This is a genomic window from Actinomadura sp. GC306, assembly GCF_004348665.1.
GTDB lineage: Bacteria > Actinomycetota > Actinomycetes > Streptosporangiales > Streptosporangiaceae > Spirillospora.
Map to the genome: position 1 here is coordinate 1 of NZ_SMKM01000065.1, position 21,278 is coordinate 21,278.

The 21,278-nt window shown below is 66.7% G+C and carries 23 protein-coding genes; 17 read left to right on the forward strand and 6 right to left on the reverse strand.

Translation table 11 applies throughout. From position 1 onward, the window contains the following. The 4 genes from E1200_RS12275 to E1200_RS12285 form a co-directional block, all read left to right on the forward strand. On the forward strand, window positions 1-631 hold a 631-nt coding region (locus tag E1200_RS12275; RefSeq protein WP_207933310.1), incomplete at its 5' end, for a nucleic acid/nucleotide deaminase domain-containing protein. Between the two features lie 18 nt (window positions 632-649). Further along, on the forward strand, window positions 650-2,572 hold the full coding sequence (locus tag E1200_RS33665; RefSeq protein ID WP_165950294.1) for a hypothetical protein: 1,923 nt from the start codon (window positions 650-652) through the stop codon (window positions 2,570-2,572). Beyond that, window positions 2,569-3,411, forward strand: a complete 843-nt coding sequence (locus tag E1200_RS12280) for an SUKH-4 family immunity protein (protein ID WP_165950295.1) — start codon at window positions 2,569-2,571, stop codon at window positions 3,409-3,411. The genes E1200_RS33665 and E1200_RS12280 overlap by 4 nt, the downstream gene beginning before the upstream one ends. 14 nt (window positions 3,412-3,425) lie before the next feature. Continuing rightward, the gene (locus tag E1200_RS12285; RefSeq protein ID WP_131951987.1) at window positions 3,426-5,525 is read left to right on the forward strand and encodes a hypothetical protein; all 2,100 of its coding nucleotides are present in this window, start codon (window positions 3,426-3,428) and stop codon (window positions 5,523-5,525) included. Here the strand turns inward: E1200_RS12285 and E1200_RS12290 are convergent. Further along, window positions 5,503-5,925, reverse strand: a complete 423-nt coding sequence (locus E1200_RS12290; RefSeq protein ID WP_243708504.1) for a YbaB/EbfC family nucleoid-associated protein — start codon at window positions 5,923-5,925, stop codon at window positions 5,503-5,505. The genes E1200_RS12285 and E1200_RS12290 overlap by 23 nt on opposite strands. Before the next feature lie 74 nt (window positions 5,926-5,999). Here E1200_RS12290 and E1200_RS12295 point away from each other — a divergent pair, with 74 nt between their 5' ends. Beyond that, window positions 6,000-6,836 (forward strand): SUKH-4 family immunity protein, encoded by an 837-nt coding sequence (locus tag E1200_RS12295; protein WP_131951988.1) that lies wholly within the window; start codon window positions 6,000-6,002, stop codon window positions 6,834-6,836. 309 nt (window positions 6,837-7,145) lie between these two features. On the opposite strand, the gene E1200_RS12300 is transcribed toward E1200_RS12295, so the two are convergent. Continuing rightward, on the reverse strand, window positions 7,146-7,541 hold the full coding sequence (locus tag E1200_RS12300; RefSeq protein WP_207933311.1) for a DUF6326 family protein: 396 nt from the start codon (window positions 7,539-7,541) through the stop codon (window positions 7,146-7,148). A gap of 230 nt (window positions 7,542-7,771) precedes the next feature. Between E1200_RS12300 and E1200_RS12305 the strand changes: the two genes are divergently transcribed. The 3 genes from E1200_RS12305 to E1200_RS12320 all read left to right on the forward strand — a co-directional run bounded on the left by E1200_RS12305 (window position 7,772) and on the right by E1200_RS12320 (window position 12,825). Beyond that, a complete protein-coding gene (locus tag E1200_RS12305) occupies window positions 7,772-8,923 on the forward strand; it encodes a histidine kinase (protein ID WP_131951990.1) in 1,152 nt (383 codons plus the stop codon). Continuing rightward, window positions 8,920-9,567 (forward strand): response regulator transcription factor, encoded by a 648-nt coding sequence (locus E1200_RS12310; RefSeq protein WP_131951991.1) that lies wholly within the window; start codon window positions 8,920-8,922, stop codon window positions 9,565-9,567. The genes E1200_RS12305 and E1200_RS12310 overlap by 4 nt, the downstream gene beginning before the upstream one ends. 1,533 nt (window positions 9,568-11,100) lie before the next feature. Continuing rightward, the gene (locus tag E1200_RS12320; RefSeq protein WP_131951993.1) at window positions 11,101-12,825 is read left to right on the forward strand and encodes a DUF262 domain-containing protein; all 1,725 of its coding nucleotides are present in this window, start codon (window positions 11,101-11,103) and stop codon (window positions 12,823-12,825) included. Between the two features lie 201 nt (window positions 12,826-13,026). On the opposite strand, the gene E1200_RS12325 is transcribed toward E1200_RS12320, so the two are convergent. The 4 genes from E1200_RS12325 to E1200_RS12340 form a co-directional block, all read right to left on the reverse strand. Next, a complete protein-coding gene (locus E1200_RS12325; protein WP_347813214.1) occupies window positions 13,027-13,332 on the reverse strand; it encodes an NUDIX hydrolase in 306 nt (101 codons plus the stop codon). 319 nt (window positions 13,333-13,651) lie between these two features. Next, window positions 13,652-13,963 (reverse strand): transposase, encoded by a 312-nt coding sequence (locus E1200_RS12330; protein ID WP_131951994.1) that lies wholly within the window; start codon window positions 13,961-13,963, stop codon window positions 13,652-13,654. Window positions 13,964-14,095: 132 nt separating this feature from the next. Then, window positions 14,096-14,590 carry a hypothetical protein gene (locus tag E1200_RS12335; RefSeq protein ID WP_131951995.1) on the reverse strand — a complete coding sequence of 165 codons (495 nt, stop codon included), beginning with the start codon at window positions 14,588-14,590 and terminating at the stop codon, window positions 14,096-14,098. A 102-nt stretch (window positions 14,591-14,692) separates the two neighbouring features. Continuing rightward, entirely contained in the window at window positions 14,693-15,451 is a 759-nt protein-coding gene (locus E1200_RS12340) for an ATP-binding protein (protein ID WP_131951996.1), read from the reverse strand. A gap of 117 nt (window positions 15,452-15,568) precedes the next feature. Between E1200_RS12340 and E1200_RS12345 the strand changes: the two genes are divergently transcribed. From E1200_RS12345 to E1200_RS12385, 9 genes are all read left to right on the forward strand, one after another. Beyond that, complete coding sequence (locus E1200_RS12345) at window positions 15,569-16,378, forward strand: helix-turn-helix transcriptional regulator (protein ID WP_131951997.1); 810 nt, start codon at window positions 15,569-15,571, stop codon at window positions 16,376-16,378. Continuing rightward, window positions 16,375-16,560 carry a DUF397 domain-containing protein gene (locus E1200_RS12350; RefSeq protein ID WP_131952008.1) on the forward strand — a complete coding sequence of 62 codons (186 nt, stop codon included), beginning with the start codon at window positions 16,375-16,377 and terminating at the stop codon, window positions 16,558-16,560. The genes E1200_RS12345 and E1200_RS12350 overlap by 4 nt, the downstream gene beginning before the upstream one ends. Next, the gene (locus E1200_RS12355) at window positions 16,560-16,745 is read left to right on the forward strand and encodes a DUF397 domain-containing protein (protein WP_131951998.1); all 186 of its coding nucleotides are present in this window, start codon (window positions 16,560-16,562) and stop codon (window positions 16,743-16,745) included. The genes E1200_RS12350 and E1200_RS12355 overlap by 1 nt, the downstream gene beginning before the upstream one ends. Further along, entirely contained in the window at window positions 16,742-16,921 is a 180-nt protein-coding gene (locus tag E1200_RS12360) for a DUF397 domain-containing protein (protein ID WP_131951999.1), read from the forward strand. Before E1200_RS12355 ends, E1200_RS12360 begins: the two co-directional genes overlap by 4 nt. An 83-nt stretch (window positions 16,922-17,004) precedes the next feature. After that, complete coding sequence (locus E1200_RS12365) at window positions 17,005-17,544, forward strand: putative immunity protein (RefSeq protein ID WP_131952000.1); 540 nt, start codon at window positions 17,005-17,007, stop codon at window positions 17,542-17,544. Between the two features lie 165 nt (window positions 17,545-17,709). Then, window positions 17,710-18,051 (forward strand): DUF5713 family protein, encoded by a 342-nt coding sequence (locus E1200_RS12370; protein WP_131952001.1) that lies wholly within the window; start codon window positions 17,710-17,712, stop codon window positions 18,049-18,051. Between the two features lie 184 nt (window positions 18,052-18,235). Next, window positions 18,236-19,435, forward strand: a complete 1,200-nt coding sequence (locus E1200_RS12375; RefSeq protein WP_243708505.1) for an NAD(P)-binding domain-containing protein — start codon at window positions 18,236-18,238, stop codon at window positions 19,433-19,435. A gap of 404 nt (window positions 19,436-19,839) precedes the next feature. Then, window positions 19,840-20,256, forward strand: a complete 417-nt coding sequence (locus E1200_RS12380) for a hypothetical protein (RefSeq protein ID WP_131952002.1) — start codon at window positions 19,840-19,842, stop codon at window positions 20,254-20,256. A 370-nt stretch (window positions 20,257-20,626) separates the two neighbouring features. Further along, window positions 20,627-21,277 carry a hypothetical protein gene (locus E1200_RS12385; protein WP_243708506.1) on the forward strand — a complete coding sequence of 217 codons (651 nt, stop codon included), beginning with the start codon at window positions 20,627-20,629 and terminating at the stop codon, window positions 21,275-21,277. The last annotated feature ends 1 nt before the right edge of the window (window position 21,278 follow it).

The following is a 21,278-nucleotide window of genomic DNA, read 5'->3' on the forward strand; positions in this document are numbered from 1 at the left end:
GCGCTGCTCAATGGCTAGGAACCGCGGCGGGAACCGGTCCGGGGGCGGCAGGGGCGGCGCGGGGGGCGCGAAGGTCATCTCGAAGGTGCTCTCGGAGACCCGGACGTTCCGCAGCCGCAGCGGCCGCACCCGCGAGTACGAGCTGCTCCACCCGAACAAGCCCCGGGAGGGCCCGCTCTCCAAGCAGTACAACATGAAGGACCGGAAGGACGGCGAGAAGGGCCAGACCGGTCCCAATGTCAGAACCCGCAAGGTCGACCGGGACAGCAACGACCTGGCCCGCGCGGTCGACGACGCCCGCCGTCATTCCGGGGACAAGTCGGGCCGCAACTTCGCCGCGTTCCGCTACATCGACAAAAACGGCGAAGAGCGCATCATGGTCGCGCGCAGCGACGGGCGGCACTCGGAGAAGCGCGCCGGCATGGAGATCCTCGAACGGGGCGGCAAGCTCAAAGAGGTCTATACCGAACGCCAGCCGTGCGACGTGCCCGGCGCATGGTGTGAGGAATGGATACCCAGATACTTCCACAACAAGATCGACGTGACCTACAGCTACCCTTACGACAATGACGTACCTGGTTCCAAGTCCAGCGCGAACTCGGCGGTCAAGCGATATGCCGAATCGCTCTGAGCCCACCGGGAGGCGGGGATGAGCGGCCGGTTCCGGGACGCGGCCGACTGGGCCGGCCTCACCCACGCCTACGGCGCCGCCACCACCCTGCCGGACACGCTGGAGCAGGTCGGTTCGGCCGACCCCGCGGTGGTCGAACGGGCCTTGTACGACCTGTCCGGCACCATCTACCACCAGGGCTGGGTCTATCCGGCGACGGCGCCCGCCGTCACCGTCCTGCTCGACCTCGTCTCCAGCCACGGCACCCATCACCGTCCCGGCATCCTCGGGCTGCTGTCGGACATCGCCGGGGCGCTCTGGGACCTGGAGGAGCACGACGAGGACGAGTACGACGAGCCCGATCTCGCGACGATCCTGGAGTGGGCGCGCGAGGCGCGCGCCGCCGTGGCGGCGGGCGTCCCGACGCTGCTGAGCCTGCTGGACGACGGCGACCCGGCGGTCCGGGCCGCGGCCCCGGTCGTCCTCGCCGACTTCCCCGACCATGACCCCGACCTCGTCCGTCCCCTCCGGGAGAAGGCGGAGGCGGAGGAGGACGCGGGTGCCGCCGCGAGCATGGTCCTCGCGGTCGGCGACATCTGCGCCGACCGGGACGACCGGCCGCTCGGCTGGTTGCGGGACCGGGCCGCCGACCCGCGACGCGAGGTGCGCGCGGCCGCAGCGGTGGCGCTGGTGTGGTGCCGCGTGGACGACCTTAACGACGACCTGCTGGACGCCGTCACAGCGGAGATCCAGGCGGACGAGTCGGCGCTGGACGGTCAGCTGTGGGTGCGTGACGGTGGCCGCACCGGTTTCCTGACGGCCGCGCTGAGCGAGCACCCGGCCCCGCAACTCCGGCTGGCGCGGGACGCGCTCACCGTCTCCGACGCGGAGAAGCGGCTGGACGCCGTCCACCGCGCGGGCGAGGTCATGCGCACGTGGCGGGCGGGTCCCGCCGAGCTGCTCCCGCCGCTCGCGGAGCTCCTCACCGACGACGAGGGAGAGGTCGTCCGGGAGACCGCCTGGGAGATCAAGCAGGGCGGCCCGGACATCGCCCTGGTCGCCGACCGCCTGCTCCCGCTCCTCGACCACCACGACGACCTGGCCGCGGGCAGCGCGCTGGAGGCGCTGGCCCGGGCCGGCGACGCGCGATGCGTCCCGGCGCTGGCGGCGGATCTGGCCGACCCGCGCCTGTCGTTCGACCCGGCCGCAGGGCTGAGCGGCATGAAGGAGCACGCCGGCGCGCTGCTCGGCCCGGTCCAGGAGTTCCTCGCCGACCCGAAGAAGGGCACGGGTTTCGCGGGCAACCACCTGGCGCGCGTCATGGCGGGGCTGGCCGCGTGGGGCGACCGGGCGCTGCCGCTGCTGCCGGACATGATCTCTCTCCTGGAACGCCGCAAGGCCGTCCCCGCCGTGGCGCAGGCCCTGGCCGCGCTGGGCCCGGCCGCCGCGGACGCCGTTCCCGTGCTGCGCCGCCACCTCGGCCGCAAGCACGGCCCGCAGGTCAGCCAGAACGCCGCATGGGCGATCTGGCAGATCACCGGCGACGGCGAGGAGCCCTTGCGGTTCCTCAGCGGGACCCTCCGCTCCGGACTGGACGACGAGGACGCCGAACGCCTCTTCGCCCTGGGCGCCGCGGCCGAACCCGCGCTCCCGCTGCTGGACGCCACCACGCCCGAAGCCGCGGTCGTGATCCAGCGCGTGACGGGCGACACCGCGCGGACGCTGCCGCTCCTGGTGGACGCCGTGGCCGCGACCCCGACCGGGATGCTCGCCGTGCGGTGCCTGGGCGAGATCGGCGCGGACGCCGCACCGGCCGTCCCCGGCATACGGGAGATCGCGACGAGCCCCCGCGTCCTGGCGGGCGGCCGGAGCACCGATGTCATCGCCACCGACCGCGCCTACCAGGCCACGGCCGCGACCGCCCTGGCCCGCATCACCGGCGCCGAGGGGACTCCCCGATGACCGCTGAGATCATCGCGCGTTTCGGCCCGCAAGGTCTGCGGAGCATCCCGGCCGCGGAGCTGCCGGGCGAGCTGCCGCGCGAGGCGGCCGGCGCGCTGGCGGATCCGGGGCTGCCGCTCCAGGTCGGCCCGTACTTCACCGCCTCGACGGGGGAGCCGCTCGCCCTGGGCGAGTACGCGGCGACCGTCGGCTTCCCCGACGCCGAACCGGCCGCGTCCGGCTGGTGCCGCATCGGCACCGACCACGGTGCCGAGATCTGCGTGAGCGACGCCGGGGACGTCCAGGCGGTGTTCGTCACCGCGACCGTCCCGCCGATGACGGTCAACGCCGACGTCCCAGCCTTCGTCGCGTCCCTCCTGGCACTCGACCGGTACCTGCCGGCGCTCGCGGCCCCCGGCGACCGGAACGCCGCCGAGATCTTCCGCGAGCTGCGCGGGACGCTTCTGCGCATCGACGAACCCGCGCTGCAGGACGACGAGGCGTGGTGGCCGCGCGTCCTGGAGCAGATCCGGCACGCCCTCAGTTTCCCGTTCGCCGCCGCCATCGAGTACGAGGACGCGGGCGGCAGGCACGTCGAGACCGAAGAGGCCCGCGTCGGCCTGCCACATCCCGAGCGCCTCCTCTGGGACCGCCTAGACGCCAGGGGAATCGCACCAGGGCAGGTCACGCGCGTCTACACCGAACTGGAGCCGTGCTTCCTTCCCGGGAACTACTGCCGGATGCAGCTCAGCCGCTTCCGCAGCGCGGAGTTCACGTACAGCCACGACTACGGCGCCACAGCGGACGAGCGCGAACGCGGCATCCTCGAACTCATGCAGCAGGCCGCACAGGAAACCTGACGGAGCGGATCACATTGTCGACACCGGTCGAGGCGAACCAGGCGCCCTCCATCGGCGCGGGCCGGGAACCCGCCGCCGCGGCCGTCCGGGCGTGGCTCACCGACGTCCTGCGTCCCCGGCTCTGCGCCGTGACGGGCGCCCCGGGCACCGGCAAGAGCCACCTGGCGGCCTGGGCGGCGCTCGCCGACGCGGGCCCCGTCCGCGCCGTGCACGCCATGATCAGCGCGCGGGGCATGACCCCGCACACGCTGGCGTGGGCGCTCGCGGAGCAGTTGTCGGTCGCGGGCGGCTCCCCCGAGGCCGTCGTCGCCGGCATCGCCGCGGACCGCCGCCCCGCCACCGTCGTGCTCGCCGAACTGGACGAGTCGGGCCCGTCCTGCGACGGCTCCGCCGCCCCCGCGATCATCACCGGGCTGCTGGACCCGCTGCTGGAGTTCCAGCACATCCGGCTGCTCGTCGAGGGACGCGCCGAGTTCCTCTCCGCGTTCACGATCCCGGCGGAGGTCGTCCACCTGGACGATCCGGAGTTGACCGACCGGACCGCGTTCTCGGCGTGGCTGCGAGGCACTTCCCACGCCGAGGCCCTGTTCCCGAACGTGGGCATGGCCGAACTGGCCCTGTCCGCGGGCGCGTCGGAGGACGTCCCCGAACGGTGGCTGGACCGCGTCCCGCCCGACGCCGTACCCGCGCTCCAGGTGCTCGCGTCCGCGTACGGGCTCATCGACGGCGCGCAGTGGACACGGCTCACGGCGGCACTGACCGGTGACGCGGAACGGGCCCGCGCATCCGTCGGCCTCGCCGCACCGCTCGTCACCCGCGTCGACGACTCCTTCCAGATCGGCTTGCGTCCGCTCCGGGAGGCGATCCCGCGCAAGCGGACAGCGGAACTCCACGCGCAGATCGAGCACACGATCGGCCGTGCCCTCTACGAGCAGGTCCCGAAGGACGCCTCCGGCACCCCGCGATGGGCCGAGACCACCCCCTACATCACCACGCACCTACTGCGCCACGCGGCCGTCACGGGCGTGGCGGAACGCCTGGTGGCGGACGCGGGTCACCTCGTCCACACCGACCCGCGAACCGTTACGGCGGTACTCGAATCGCTGGACGACGCCGCTATCTGGCCCGTGTGGCGAACGGTCGGCCCCGGCCTCCTGTCAACCTCCGATCCCGCCGAGCGCGCCGCCCTGCTGAGACTGTCGGCCCTGCTCCGCAACGACGCCCCGCTCGCCGACCGGTTCGCCGCGCACGCCTCCACCGCTTGGGAGCCCGGCTGGTGCAACGTCCGCGGCGAAGGCTGGACGGGCCCCGTCTCCGCACTCGCCCACCGCGACGCCGCGCTCCTCGTCGCCGCCGCCGACGGCACCCTGCACACGCTCGACGCGGCGACCGGAACCCCGATCGGGCGCATCACCGGCGGCACACCCGAGATCTGGGGGCTGCTGTGGTTCGCGGACGGCGGCGTCCTGCACCTGGACGCGCACCGCACCGTCCGGGCGAGCGCCGCCGCCAAGTCCGAGAGCCGCGCCGACCGCATCAGCGGCCTGCTCAACCAGACGGTCGACAACGGCTCCGGGCAAGTCCGGGCGAGCACCGTCCGCGACACCCTCAAGACGTGGCGGGGACTGACCGCCGTGGGCACCGCCGACCCGGGCCACCTCGTCGCCGGCGACACGTCCGGGCAGGTGCACGTGTGGGAGGCCACCGCCCCTCAGCAGGCCCTCGTCCAGCAACTGCACGACGGACCGGTGACGGCGGTGACCGGGGTCCACGGCCGCAGCGGCCGACTCAGCCTGATCAGCGGCGGCGCCGACGGCACCGTACGGCTGTGGACGATCGGCGAACCCCCGGTGGACGAGCCGCTCATCCGCCGCAACACGGGCGTCACCGCCGCGACCTTCGCAGCGCTCCCGTCCGGCCCGGTCGCGGTCGTCGCCTGGACCGACGGCCACCTGCGCATCTGGAACCTGCTGACCGGCGACGAACGGATCATGAACCTGGGCCTCACCGTCAACGCCTTGGCCCTCACCCCCGAGGGCCTGCTGGCCATCGCCGGCCCCCACGGCACGGCCACGCTGCGCCTGCACCGTCCTACCGAGCCGGACCACCCTTGATCTTCACCAGGGCATCGTTGACGGCCTGGTTGAACACGGCCATCTGACGCAGCCCCTCGGTCTGGAGCTCGTCGACCTGCCTGCCCAGCGCCGCGATGTCCACCGCGTCCCCCGCCGCCTCCGCGGCCTTGCCGCGCAGATCATGGAGCGCCGCGTTCGCGGCCGCCACCAGGTGCCCGCCGAGTTCCTCCGGAGACATCCGCATGGCCCGCGGGTTGATCTCCACGTCCTTGAGCCGCCCGCCGGCCGCCGCGGTCACCTTGATCCTGCCCTCGGCCGCCTCCCCGACCCCCTCGACAGGCTCCGCCTCAGCGCCTTCCGCCGCTTCGCCACCCCGGCGCATCGACTCCAGTGCCTTGCGCGCCTCGGTCAACATGCGCTCGAACTCGCCCGCCTCCACGGCCCACCTTCCCTGTCCGGCACGTCCCACAGGAGCCTAACCGCACACGCCCGGACGGCTGAGAGACTGGAGCAATGACGGAAGACCTCGGGACCCGCCTGACGGGGCACTTCGGCACTCTGCGGCACCTGGGCACAACCGGGTCGCCCATGCCCGACACGGCCCGCACCGCCCTGCGGGCCGGCCTCCCGGCACAGGTGGCCCCCTACTTCTCCGCCACCGACGACGAGCCGCTCCACCTGGGCGACTTCGCGGCCTCGATCAACGCATCGCACCTCCCGCCGGACGCCGCGGCCTGGTGCCGCCTCGGAACCGACCAGGGCGCCGAGATCTGCGTCGACCCGTCCGGCACCGTCCAGGCCGTCTTCGTCGTGGCCGACATCGCGCCCCTGCATGTGAACGCCGACGTCCCGTCTTTCCTTGAGTCCCTCCTGGCCCTGGACGAGGCCCTTCCCGTGCTCCGTGACCCCGGTCGGCAGGACCCGGTGGACGTGTTCCGTGACCTCCGCGCCCGCCTCCTGGACATTGACGCCCCCGCTTTGGACGACGACGAGTCCTGGTGGTCACGCGTCCTGGAACTCATCCGGCACGCCCTGAGCTTCCCCGCCTCCGTCGCCTTCGAGATCGAGGAACCGGACGGCCGCAAACACATCGAGACCGAAGAGACTCAGGTGGGCGTCGAGCACCCCGAACATCTCCTCTGGGAGCGCCTCTCGTCCCAAGGCGTCCGCCCCGAGCAGATCACCCGCGTCTACACCGAACTGGAGCCCTGCTTCATGCCGGGCAACTACTGCGCAATGTGGCTCAACCAGTTCACCAACGCCGAATTCGCCTACAGCCACGACTACGGCGCCACCGCCCAAAACCGCGAAGCCGGCCTCCTGGAACTAATGGAGAACGCCGCTACCTGACGCGCTCACAATCCGACCCCGCCAGCAGCGTCGATCACCCGTCAACCATCGAATGCTCGGCTGCCGCCGCCTCTTCTTCTACGACGAATTCGTAGTCCTAATTCGATCGGGGCGAAGGCCAATTCGAACGCCCCCGGTGGGGGGGCTCACCCCGGTCAGCCGTGGGACGGCATGACCATCAGGTCACCGCTGAATGGACCGTGCCCGCGGGTGGCGCGAGCGAAGGATGGTCGGACGCGGGGCGGGCAGTCACGCCTGCTGCGGCCTGCGGGGTGGCTCGCCGTCGAGACTGGCTGCCCGGGTCGCCGGTCATGCGGTGCGGCGTGGCCAGTTCCAGGCGGAGCGCAGGATGAAGGCCAGGAGCAGCACCTCGAGTCCGATGGAGAGGCCGTAGAAGTAGGAGTAGGTCCAAGTCTCCCCTGCCGCGTTGAACATCGAGACGGGGATGTAGAGCGTTGCGACGACGAGGTTGATGGTGCGGTTGACACGGGCGGGCAGTGTCACGGAGAGCAGGATCATGAGGATCGGGATGGCCATGAGCGTGAGCGCGATGGCGACGAAGGTCGGGCCGGTGTCGAACTCGTGGACGGTGCCGGCCAGGAGATCGTCGAGGAAGCCGGGCTTGTACAGGGCGAGGTAGTCGACGTAGATGTAGAGGAACATGAAGCTGGTCCATGCTGCTGCGAGCTTGGCCTGCACAGGCATGCGCAGGTTTTCCAGCGTGCTCTGGGACGGCGGATTCTTTGGTGCGGTGTGGGATTGAGGCGTTCTCATCACAATGCTCCCTGACTTGATCGGGTGGGTGCTTTCACCTTCACGGATGCCGGCGGCGGGCACATCAGCCGCGGAGCCTGGTTCGACCTGGCCGTTGGCACAGCCGGGCTCTTGTACTTTCGGCGGATACACCGAACACGCGGGCTGCCTAGGCTGATCAGATGGCCACCAACGCACTCCGCTCGCTGTGGGCCGAACCTCGTCCCACGAATGCCCCGGACCTGGGGCCGCGGGACTGGGCCTTGGTCGCAGTACTGGTCTGCTGGTCGGTGGCGGAAGCGGTGCTTCGCCAGAACCTGGCACCACCCCCGCTGCTGCTACTCGCAGTGCTCGCGGTCCTCGGCCCCCTGCTGTGGCGACGCCCGCACCCGCTCGTCGCGGTTGCGGTCTCCTTCGGCACGTTGACGATCGTCGACATCGTCAGAATCCTCACCGGGTCGCAAGGCGCCCTGCTGAACAGCAGCATTGCGGTGCTGATCCTGGTCTACGCCTTGTTCCGGTGGGGCTCCGGCCGGGAAGCCGCAAGCGGCCTCGGCGTCATCCTGCTCTGGCCGGCTGTCATCACCACCCTCGGCGCCGACCCCGCCACCCTGGCGGAGGTGGTCGCGGGATACGCGTTCTTCCTGTTCGCCGCCGCGCTCGGCGCCGCGATCCGCTATCGCACGAAGATCCGCATCCGCGACATCGACCAAGCCAAGGCCCGCGAACGCGAACTGCTCGCTCGTGAACTCCACGACACCGTCGCCCACCACGTCTCGGGCATCGCCATCCAGGCCCAAGCAGGACGTGCCATCGCCCCCTCCCACCCCGAGCGGGCCATCGAGGCCCTGGCCATCATCGAGGACGCAGCGACCCGCACCCTCACCGAGCTGCGCGCCATCGTCGGCGTGCTCCGCGCCCCACAGGACACCGAGTTCGCGCCGCAGCCCGGCATGGCCGAGGTCGAGCAACTCGCCACCGATGGCCGGACACGTCCCTGCGTCAAGGTGACGCTGGTCGGCGAGTTCGACGACCTCAGCCCGGCGGTCGGGACCGCGATCTACCGCCTGGCCCAGGAGTCCATCACCAACGCTCGACGGCACGCCCGTCACGCCACCCAGGTCACCGTCGCCGTCACAGGCGACGCCGACAAGGTACGGCTGACCATCGACGACGACGGCTCCGCCGCCGGCGGCCGCGCCCCAGCAGGCTACGGCCTGGTGGGCATGCGGGAACGCGCCTCACTGCTCGGCGGCACCTTCCACGCGGGCCCCACCGCCGAGCGGGGCTGGCGGGTAGAGGCGGTGCTGCCTCGAACCGGGACGCCACGATGAGCATCAAGGTCCTCATCGCCGACGACCAGCCCATCGTGCGCACCGGGCTGACCATGCTGCTCGACGCCCAACCCGGCATCGAAGTGGTCGGCGCGGCCGCCGACGGGCGCGAGGCAGTCCGCCTGGCGCTCCAGCTGCGCCCCGACGTCGGCCTGTTCGACATCCGGATGCCGCTGATGGACGGCATCGAAGCCACCCGACACCTCGCCGGCCCCGACGTCACCGACCCCTTGCCGATCGTGGTCATCACCACCTTCGACCTCGACGAGTATGTCCACGGGGCGCTCAAAGCCGGCGCCCGCGGGTTCCTGCTCAAGGACGCCGGACCCGCCCTGCTGACCCAGGCCATCCACGCCGCCGCCGACGGAGACGCACTGATCGCACCCAGCGTGACTGTCCGACTGCTCGCAGCGTTCGCCCACGCACAGACCCCACCACCGAGGCAGCCGATAGAACCGCTCACCGCCCGCGAGGAGGAAGTCCTCGTTCCTGTAGCCCAAGGCCGCACCAACAATGAGATCGCCAGCGAGCTCCATATCACCCCAAGCACCGTCAAAGCCCACCTCGCCAGCCTCATGCGAAAGCTCGGCGCCCGAAACCGCGTCGAGCTCGCCATGTGGGCCCACGAAACCGGCCGCATCTGACGCCGCAAAGGCTCCCGCCGCCGTTTGCCGCAACCCCCCACAGCGTCACAAAGCGGCCCGCGCGCATATCGATCAGCCTTGATGTGCGCCGCATATGATAAGAGCCTGAATAGAAACGGGGTACTTACCAGTGAGAACAGAGTTCATCACCGCGACACTGGCAGAACAGGAGCGAACCGGCGCCCCCGCAGAGATCTGCGCAGTGCTGAACAGACTCCCCCACGTCCTCCTGAGCACTCCAGACGACCAACTGATCGACGAGGTAGACGCCCTAATGGACGACCTCTACCGCCAAGGCGCCCTAACCTGCCCCGGCCACCGCTGGCTGACCACCCCACCCCCCACAATCCGCAACCACCTACTCAACCTCCACACCCAAGGCCACATCCACCGCAACCCCACCACCAAAGAGTGGACCTGGACCGACGCGACCTCCCACTTTTGTTTCATCTCAAAGCAACATTTTTCCAAAGGGCTAGGTACAATAACTCCAGCCTAATGAAACTCAATCCGGCGGAAGCTATTCAGCTTCATTTGGGCTTCATTCGCCCGTGTCTTAAGCCTGCAATGGGTCTTAGATGCCCAACGACCTCGTCCTCAACCCGCCCTGCGCCTGCGGGGGCGGAGCACGACAGCCAACACACTTGATCCCACAAGTTCCGCCCGCCCCTGGCTTCCACACCCTGCGATGCGGCAAGATGGGCCTATGGCAAGGATCAGGGAGTTCTTTGAAACGAACAACTCAGCAAGGCCGCACCCTACCGAAGTGGAGTGTGGCTACCAAAAAATTACTACGTCGACCGGAGTCCTCCTGCAACTCAGCACCTACGGGTCAGACAACCGCGAGTCGGAGAAGAAGGTAAGCCAAACACTGCAACTTGACCGGGCCGGCGCAGAGCAACTCCTGAGAATTATCAGAAGAACTTTTCCAGGTTTGGAGTGATAAGTGGGATCGTGAAAGCCGTCCTGCGGTAGCGGGACGGCCAACGCGAGGCACAGGACCGACCTCTGCGAGGCTGGCGCGCATTCCGAAAGCAGTATCCCGCTGCTAGCCAAGGAGCGGGGCACGGGGACGTGCAGGGCTACATGGTCAGGTGCAAGCAAACCGACAGGTTCACGTGCGCGAATAGTACGCCTGGCCGGAACGATGAAACATGCTTCCAGTCCGCCAAGAATTATGGCAACCGCGATCGCTACCTGGCTCGTAGCCATACGACCTGGTACCGACACGCCACCTTGGTCATAGCTACCGACGCGCGTCTAGTTCGGTGACGATGGCAAGGGCTCGGGTTGACGACCTGCTGTGACGCACCCAGGTGCCATCTGCACTGGTCACGCTGGCGACACCACTAAGCCCGCGTCTGAGAAGGCCACTGTCATCGGCACTACGTTCCTCAGCCCGGTTGGAGTACTAGGGGGTTGATGTGGCTGCTCACGCTGCCAGGTTGCACACCTGACCGGGAGATTTTGGGACACGAGGTATATAACGGGTGTACCCTGTGATCAGGTCGTATGGGCCTCCACGGAGGAGACATGGTAAGTGCCTACGATGCCGATCCCATCTTCGAGACGCAGCATCCTCAACTCTCCAATCTGATAACGAGGATCCGTTCTGGTGACCTCGCACTTCCAAATTTCCAACGAGACTTCGTCTGGGAACCACAACGTACTGTCGAGCTTCTACGATCTGTCATCTCTCGGTACCCCGTAGGTACGCTGCTCTTTTGGAAACAGAACCGTGATGAGCCTGCGTTCGCTTATAGGAACTTTGAGGAAGCTCCACAGGCCAATCAAGCACCAGCCGAGCTAGTTCTTGACGGTCAGCAGCGGCTAACCAGCCTGTATCAGGCGTTAACAGGAAGCGGAGATGAGAAGTATTTCTTTAAGCTGGATGAATTCGTTGAAAATTCTCGCGTTCTAGAGGTTCACGAGATCGATTTTGAAAAGGCCATTCACATTCAACCTCTCAACGGCCGCAAACGACAGGAGGTTACTTTTAGTCAGGAAGACTCATTCTTCGGCGTCTTCGAGGTTGAGAAATTTGATGATTGGCTAGATAGCTATGCCGAGCAAAAGGGGGGTGGTGACCGACAAGCCGAGAAGCACATCAAGCAACTGTACCGAGGGGTCCGAGATCGCTATCTAGTTCCCCTGAGGTCGTACGGATTTCCCCTAGTTAGCTTGCCGGAAAGCACTCCGCTAGAGGCTGTGTGCACAATTTTCGAGACCCTTAATCGAACCGGTAAGCAATTGGGCGTTTTCGAGTTGCTGACTGCACGCTTCTACCCAAAGGGAGTAAACCTTCGCGAACTGTGGCAAGAGGCTCAGGAAAGTTATGAGGTCTTCGAAGAGTTTAAGATTGATCCTTATAGCGTTCTGCAAGCTATCTGTCTACGCTCCCATAAGTCTGCTCAACGCGCGGACGTCCTCAAACGTCTCACGGCTGATGACATTGAGGAGCATTGGACGCCCGTCCTGAAGGGATTCATCGGTTCGTTGGACCTGCTAGAGGCAGACTGCGGCGTCCTCTCACCTAAATGGCTTCCTTATTCGATGATCCTCGTACCGATGGCCGCCGCGTGGCCGGAGATCCAAGCGTTGAAGCCGTTAGAGCGAGCAACTCCTCGCAGAAAGCTGCAGCAGTATTTCTGGTGCACCGTATTCACCGGCAACTTCGACCAGGGCGCGAACAGTCAAGCTGGTGCTGACCATGCGAAGCTTAAGGAATGGCTTGGGCGGGATGACTCGCCGGCACCGGAGGCGATCGCTGACTTTAATGTCACGGCGTCGTCCATCCGTTCCGCCACGACACGTCGCAAGGCGCTTTACGCTGGACTTCTATGCCTCACGGTAGCTGCAAAGGCTCAAGATTTTCATACAGGTCAAACGATGACCCAGTCCCGGGTTCGCGAAAACAAGATAGACTCTCACCATATTTTTCCTAAAGCATTCCTAGTTCGCAATTCTTTCGACGAATCCTCGGAGTTGATACTTAACCGAGCACTTATCGATGCTGACACCAATCGAATAATTCGCGACAAGGCTCCAAGTGTCTATCTTCCCGAGATGATGGAAGCCCACGGGCGAGAGAAGTTGGAGTCGGTCATGATTTCGCACGCGATTCCATTTCAATCAACCGAAGGTGCACTTGCGGAGGATCGTTATTCAGACTTTCTCGATAAGCGCCTCGAATTGGTAATTGAGCTAATAGAAAGTGTTACGGAGAGAACCGTACTGCGCAATGACCTGGAGGCGTAGAATTAACCCAAAAGGCAAGTGATAACCTTCGACAAAGGAGGGCGGGCTAGTGCAACGCAAGGCTTGCTATTCCCTTGCCGCCATGAAGGTACCTAGATTGTAGCTGCCGTTCTACGGGAAGGTGTCCTGAGCATTACCGAAACACCGCTTAGAGCCTACTGAGATATCACTAGTGGTCTCAAACGACGTTGCGCCTGTGCATTACTTAACCGGATTGCCGTGTTCGAGGTACCGGGGGATGTTGGTGTGGTGGGCGATCTGAGCTTGGGTGAGGCGGTGGGCCAGGCGCGGGATCGTGTGGGTGTGGATCTCGGGGATGTCGTAGAAGGCGTAGGCGCGTAGTTCGGTGGGGTCTAGGTGGATGGCGTTGAGTTGGGCGGGGGTGAGGGTACCACCGTCGAACAGGAAGAGGATCTTGTCGCCTTCGGTTTCGGTGGGGGCCCAGTCTGTGACCAGGAGCCGGCCGATGTTGGGACGGATGCCGAGTTCCTCGGCTACCTCGCGGATGGCTGCCTGGCGGGGTGTCTCGTTCGACGTAGCCGCCGGGGACGTCCAGGTGGTTCTTGTAGGTGGGCTCCACGAGCATGATGCGGTCTTGGTCGCCGAAGAAGAGGACGCCGGCCGCCGCTCGGGCCCGAGCGAAGCTCAGTGCCGGTTCCTTGGTCACAGGGAAATCACCGTTCTGGCGGGATGACCTTCGCGGCAAGACGCTACCGAGTGTCTCGCTTGCTCTCTTCGAGGTGGTGGAGGCGTGCTGCCCTCGTCGCGCCGTCGACGCACACGGAAGGGCTGGCGTACTCCGCGTCGATGAACTCGTACTTCGAGGTCACCGTTGCTCTTTGGCGAAGTACGCCGCCGCTTTTTTCAAAAAAGCGATCTCCATCTGAAGCTCACGGATCTCGCGTTCCTGTTCTTTCAGCCGGGCGCGCTCGTCCACCGTCAGCTCGGGCTCCTCGCCGGCATGCGCACGCCGGTAAGCGTTCACCCAATTCGCCAAAGTGCCCGCGTTGATCCCGAGTTCCTTCGCCACCTGTGAGACCGGACGCGAAGTCTCGATCACCAGCTTCACTGCCTCTTCCCGATATTCCGGGGAGAAGTTCCTCTTCGGACGAGCCAAATCACTACCTTTCCGGAACACCCCATTGTAGTGGGGTCACTGTCCGGAATCCTCGGGGCGCTTCACCCTGCTGCCGGGCTTCTGGTGGGCCGGCGTGGACTCACCCTTGCCCGCCGACGTGGACTGTCCGCACGACGGACAGTTGGCCATGGCTTACACCTCCTCTCGCTGCGCGTAGTCGCCCCCCGAGGTGATCGCCTGGCCCGCGGGGGCGGTGTGCAGGAAGGTGGCATAGACAGTCGCGCCCGAGTGCATGTGGATGTTCACCCCACACTTCCCGCCCCGGCCCGGTCGCTGGGACGTCCGTTCGACAGCCCGGACTTCGTTGCTGCCGCCGCCCGCGATGAGCGCGGCCAAGTGCGACTCGACCAAAGTCAGCGGTACCCGGCCGGACGCGGGCAGGTCGGGAACCTCGACCGGCGCGGGCGGCTCGCCGGTTACCGGTTCCTCGGGTTGCGACTGATCTTCGCCACCGGACGCGGACGTCCGGACCCATTGCACCGCGATCTTCGCGCCGGTCCGCAGGGTGATGACGTGGCCGTAGGGTTTGCCCGTGATTCCCGCGTCAGCGAAGGTCTGAACGTCGGTGATGGCTGGGGAGCCGGTCAACACGTCCTGTACCCACGGCGCCCACCTGGGCAGTCGCATATGTCCTCCTGCTGTCGTGTCGCTCTCGCGCGGGTCACGCTACCCGCGCACGTCTCACCGTGCTCGACTAGCCGCCGAGCCAGCGGCGTGAGAAAGACCCGGCTAGGGCCGCCGGCTCTCTTCGAGGTGGTGGACAAGGGTTTCGGTGGTGTCGTGTAGGTCGATCACGGGGCGGCGGTGGCGGGTGCCGTTGGGCAGGGTGTAGCTCAGGTGGCCCGGCTCTATCCAGATGTTCGTCTCCTTGTTGCCGCCGAAGGGGATGGTGACCAGGGAGACGCCTTGGCCGTGGCGGTGGGTGACGTGGGAGATGCCGCGGGCGGTGAGCGTTGCGGCCACGTGGCGGGCCGCGAGCATGGGTGGGGCGGTCGTGCGTGGGTCGGGCCATGGGCCGGGTAGTGGGAAGGCCGCCCAGACGGCTTTGCCTTGTGCGCCGCCCGTGCAGATCGAGCGGGACGGGTGGGCTCCCCACGCGGCGGCGAGCATCGCGACGATTCCGATGCCTCGGCCGTGGTCGTCCAGCAGGTCGCCGCCGGTCGTGGTCGGCCAGGACGAGCGGCAAGCGTCGAAGATCGAGATGACCAGTTGCGGCTTCGGAGTCGTCCTGGCCCAGACCCAGAGTTCGGGTGCGACTGTGGTCCCGGAGTGGGTCAGCGCGTTGGTCGCCAACTCGCTGGCAGCCAGCACCGCATTGTCGATTATGTCGCGATCCAGCCCGATTTTAGTCATGGCGATGCCCAGTAGGGAGCGGGCCACCGAGGCGCAACTTGCGTCGCTGGGAAGGCGCCAGGCACACATGCCTCCCAGCGCCATATCAGCGGCATGACCGACTACCATTTGCCCGGACTGCACTATCTGCGCCATTTTGGATCCTCTCCCGTGGACACAACTTGCTTCCTCCGGACCTCAGACTGCGCCTCTTGGCCTACGCTTTTCCTGTTCCCAAGAAGTTCTGGAAGTTCGGCGCAAGAGAGGGTGGCTATGAACATCAACGAGTCTCCAGATCCGCGATCTTCGATGTGGGCGTGGATCGCTTACTCGTTGCGGTTCCATCGCATGCAGCGCGGGCTCACAGGAGATGCCGTAGCGAAGTTGCTCAACTGCGCTCGTTCCTCAATTTCCAGACTGGAGCATGGCGAGGCCAAGCTGGAGGAGAAGCAAGCCGCCGTACTGGATGAGGCGTGGAAGACCGGCAACCACTTCTCGATCATGGTGTGGTATGCCCGCCAAGGTCACGATCCGACCTGGTTTAAGAGCTTCACGGATTTCGAAGCACGTGCAGATCGCATCCACAACTACGATGGCCAGCTCATACCGGCTCTCTTCCAGACTCCCGGCTACGCCCGTGCCCTTCTACAGGCCGGACGAAATCCAAACCTTGAAGACGACCTCAAGAAGCGGCTGGCTCGCCAGAAAGTTCTAGATCGCGATACTCCACCCGAGCTCTGGGTGTTGCTCTCTGAAAGCGTGATCGACATACCGGTCGGCGGTGCGAGCGTGATGCAAGAGCAACTTTCCCACCTGCTCGAACTGTCGACACGCCCCAATGTGATCCTCCGAATCGTCCCGAAGAGTGCGGGCGCGCATGAGGGGCTCGACGGCCCCTTCAAGATCATCGCAGTCAAGCAAGGAGAGGTGGGCTTTGTCGAGGCGCCTAACGGGGGCAGACTGGTCCTTGAGACAGCGGAGGTTCGCGGTCTGAAGCTGAGGTTCGACCGCATCGGCTCGGTGGCGCTACCCGTACAATCTTCGCGATGCCTGATCGAGCAACGGATGGAGAGCTTCAGATGAATGCCCCCACGTGGCGCAAGAGCAGTCGATCGACTCAGGGGACTTCAGGCGAGTGCGTGGAGGTCGCGCGACTCACCCGGAACATTGGTATCCGTGACAGCAAGCAGCTGGGTGACGCGCACCTTTCCCTCACGGCGGAGCAGTTCGCTGCCCTCGTGCAACGCATCAAGAGCACCATGTAATGACAGTCCTGTGGCGCAAGAGTAGTCACTCCTCGGATGGGACCACTTCCCAATGCGTAGAGGTGGCCCGGCTTGGCTGCTTCGTCGGTGTGCGCGATAGTCAGCGTCCCGGCCACGGGCACATCATGCTCACCCGCGAAGGGTTCAACGTCCTCATCCAGGAAATCAAGGATGCCGGTCCATGACGGCTGCGTGGCGTAAGAGCAGCAGGAGCACCAACCAGGGCGGCGAGTGCGTCGAGGTTGCCGCACTCCCGGACGCCATTGGGGTGCGTGACAGCAAGAACCCCCAGGTGGGCCACGTCGTCCTCTCGCGGGAGGGCTTCGCGACTCTCGTCCGGCATCTCAAGGCCATGGGCTGAGCAGCACCGGGGCCGCGGCTCGGCTCTGACCGGCTGGACGTCGCTGAGCACCATCGACGTCCGGCCGGTGGGACGATGGGTGCATGGCAACGGTGTCCGGGGACTTTCAGTTGACCATGGACGAGTTGCGGGTTGTGGCGCGGTTTGCGGCGCAGAGCGCTCAGGAGGTCCTTCCGGTCTACGAGGCGGCCGTTCCTGGTGATCCTCGTCCGCGAGCGGCGCTCGATGCAGCGTGGGAGTTCGTCAACGGCGCGAGAAGGACCAAGCTGCAGCGCGTCACCTCGCTGGACGCGCACCGGGCCGCGAAGGAGGCGACCACCGAAGTGGCGCGTCTCGCGGCGCGGGCTGCCGGGGATGCGGCGGCCGCCGCTTACCTGCATCCGATAGCGCGGGCCACCCAGGTCGGACACATTTTGCGCGCTGCCGCCAGCGCTGCGCGGATCGCCGAGCTGGACGCAGGTGGCGACGCCGCGGTCGGCGACATGGTGATCGAGCAGGCTCGGCAGCGTGCCACGCCAGTCCTGATCTCGGTTCTTTCCCGCTATCCTTCCGCGCCGACCGCCAAGAATCGCGTCGCGCAACTCATGAGCAACCTGGACTCTTCGCTGCGCGCGTCCTGCTGAGCAGGAGACGGCACCCGTCCAAGCTGTCGGCCGACGGGTCGTCCCGGCTGCTAGCTGCTGCTGTGAAAGTGCTGGTCACGAGCGGCCTGGCGGGCATGGCGGCGTCGTTGTCAGTGGTGTCGTGCATGATCGGCGCATCGTTTTTCTACGGGACGAGGGAGCGCCATGCCGATCACGAACCAGCAAGTAGCGGGGCACGTGTTCCTGCAGCAGATGTACTCGGACTCATACTTTCCCGATCACGTCGTCGACAAGGGCAGTGCGATTCTGCTGCGGCTGTGCGAGCGGATCGAGGCTGAGCAGCCGCCGAATCTGGACGCTCTGTATGCGCTCACCCACGCCGCAACGGAAGAGTTCAACAGTCTGGAAGCGGAGTTCGCGGCAGCCGGGAGCGAAATCGAGACGGTTGCGCGTGAGGTCATCGCTGAAAACTTCTGGTTCGTCGCGTCGGCCTACGGCTTCACGGACGCGGATGCAGAAAAGTTGATCGCCACCCGGGACTGGTGAGCGACGACCCGAAGGCCGTCCGCCGGTGCAGCCATTCGTTGGGGGCTGCGGCCGGCACGGTCGTCTCGCAGCGGACGGCGGCCGGCAGCAGAGCGGCTGCGGGGCGAAAGCGAACCGGGGAGGCGCGGACACCGGCGCGTGCGGCCACTTGCACGGTGCGCAGAACAGCAGGAGACGAATCTCGGTGCAGCTCAACGCGAGCGACACGGATCAGGACTGCCGTCCATCCCGCAAGCGGAATTCCCATGTCGCCCGGCCGGTTGTCATAAGTATGCGGTCCGTCGACGTGCTCGTTATCGGTGCTGGTCAGGCTGGCCTTTCGGCTGCCTACCATCTACAGCGCCGCGGGTTCGTGCCCGTTACGCGAGCGTCCGGAGACGACCGCACGTTCGTGGTGCTCGACGCGGAGGACGGGCCGGGCGGCGCATGGCAGCATCGTTGGGCTTCGCTGAAGATGGCGACGGTCAACGGCATCTACGAGTTGCCGGGGTTTCCCGTGCCGCCCGCGGATCCGAACGCCAGCAGCCGTGACGTCCTCCCCGCCTACTTCGCCGACTATGAGCAGCGCTTCGCCCTCCATGTGCAGCGTCCCGTCCGCGTGCAGGCCGTGCGCCGCCCAACGACGCCGGACGGCACGGAAACGGACGGCCCGCTGATTGTCGAGACGGATGTCGAGACCTGGTCCGCCGGCCACGTCATCAACGCCACCGGCACCTGGACGCGCCCCCACTGGCCGTACTACCCCGGCAGGGAGAAGTTCCGCGGACGCCAACTGCACGTCCACGACTACGTGTCGGCCGACGAGTTCGCCGGCAAACGGGTCGTGATCGTCGGTGCGGGGATCTCCGCGACCCAGCTGCTCGAAGAGATCTCACACGTCGCCGACACGTTCTGGGTTACGCGCGCCGAACCCGTATGGGAAGACCGCTTCGACACACCCACGATCGTGGCCGCGCTCGCCCGCGCGGAAGAGCGCGTCCGCGAGGGCCTGCCGCCGCAGAGCATCGTGCGGGTGACGGGCATGCATCGCACACCGTGGACGGAGCGGGCCGAAGCACGGGGCGTCCTGGTACGGCATCCGATGTTCACCCGCATCGAGGAGCACGGCGTGCGCATGCCGGACGGCTCGTTCGAGCCCGCCGACGTCATCCTGTGGGCGACCGGCTTCCGAGCGGAACTCCGGCACCTCGCTCCCCTGCGCCTGCGCACCCCGCAGGGCGGCATCCGTGTCGCGAACGGCAGATCGATCGATGAACCGCGCTTGTTCGTCATCGGCTACGGGCCATCGCAGTCGACGGTCGGCGCCAACCGCGCGGGACGGGACGCCGTCATCGCGATCCTGTCCGACCCGACGGCCGTGGCGGCCCCGGCCGTCGCGTCTTGACAGAGCTGGTGGCTGCTTCGATGTCGGCGAGTCGGCGCGGGGGGCGACTGCCGGACGTCTGATCACCAGCGGATGCCGCACCCTGCGCTTCCCCGACGCTCGGTTCCGAATCTCCCCTCCCCCAACGGGCACAAGCGCACTAATGGCACGAAAGGGGATAAATCCCCGCACCTCGAACGGGCTCGCTTCGCTTGAGAATCACGCAAAGCTGGGCACGCGTGCCCTATGGGGACGGCGGCGGCCGGGTCGGCGGGCAAACCTGTCTCGTACCCGATATCCCCTGATAGATCGGCAAAAGGCCGCACGTTATGGTGATCATTGCGCCGGGAGCCGCAGCAGCGCGCCTCCCCTAGAACCACGACCGAGAGGATCCGCGCCCGGGCCAGCCGACGCGCGAAGCCACCATGAAGAGCACCACGAGGACCATCGCCGCCCTCGCCGCAGGAGCGGCCGCCCTGTTCACGCTGACCGCATGCGGAAGCGGCCCCAGCGGCACCTATTACAGCGAGGGGAAGAGCGAGCACCTGGCCCGCATCATCGTCGACGGTGATGACGTCACCTTCGAGACGTTCAGGTGCAACGGCCGCGAGAAACACACCAGGAGCCGGGGCGTGCTCAGCGACGAGGGTAAGGCCGTCTCGTGGACGGAGAAAGGCCGTTATAGGGGTTCGGACCCGTTCATCGCGAGTTCCGACGGAGACGTCGTGACGATGGGCAAGCTGACCTTCTCCAAGGAGGGCACCGACGAGGCGAAGGAACTGATCGCCTGGTACGAGGAGTTCTGCACCAGGGAGGACAGCGACTGGGAGAACCCGCTCTAGCACGTACACCTCTCCTGACGGAAGAAACGCGCAGGGGACCCAGAGAATGCAGCGCCTCGCGCCTGGGATCGTCCTGTCCCGCGCCGACAACGGTCGCGCGGGACGGGAGGCCGTCATCACAAGCCCGTCCGCCCCGGCTGCCCTGAGCACTCCCGCTTTTCCCGCTGAAAGCACCGACCACATCACACCCCCGGTGCGCCGGACGCGCAAGGTCGGGTGATCACCACGATGCTCCAGGACGGAACCGCCGCCGACCTCCTCCGGAAACGGTTCGGACCCAGCGGGCCGCCCAGCGGGCTTGAGCTGGTCGAGGAGGTACCCCAGTTCGAGGGCTGCTCGTAATGTCGGTCCCGGTGGTTATGGTCGGAGGGTGGCTGAGGAGCAGCGGGTTGTCTGGGACGAGCTCTTGGCGGCGGGGTTCCTGCACGGGGTGCGGGAGGCCCACCGCGAGGCGACGGTGGCCCTGTTCAACGGGCTGAGCCGGGAGGCCGGTTTCAAGGAGCGGACGTACGGCGTCGGTGCGTTCGAGCTGCTCGGAAGCCACCTCGACCGTGTCTTCGGCCGCGACGACCTGCCGCAGAAGGTCGTCCGGGACGACCTCAACGGCTCCCCTGGCTGGCGCTACGGCCCCTACCGCGTCCTGCTCAAGCGGCACGAGTTCGGCAACGTCCGCGGCATCCGCTGGGACCGCGACAGCCCCACCAAGCAGGCCGTCGCACGTCAGGGCTTCGTCGACGACCCGCAACTCACCCTGCCGCTGGGCCTCGAAGCGCGCGACACGCCCGGGGTCGTCACGTTGGTCCTCGCCCACAGCGCCACCGACGAGCCACTGGAGATGGAGCTCTTCCTGGGCCGCCCCAGATGGAACGCGGACGGCGGTACCGCCTGGCACTGGGTGAAGGCCGTGGACGACACCCTCGGCCGCGATCCACGTCGTAAGCTCGTCGAGCGGACGATGCCGCTCTGGGACGACCACCAGGACGTCCCCATGCGGCTCCGCGGGGAGACGAAGACGGCCTAAG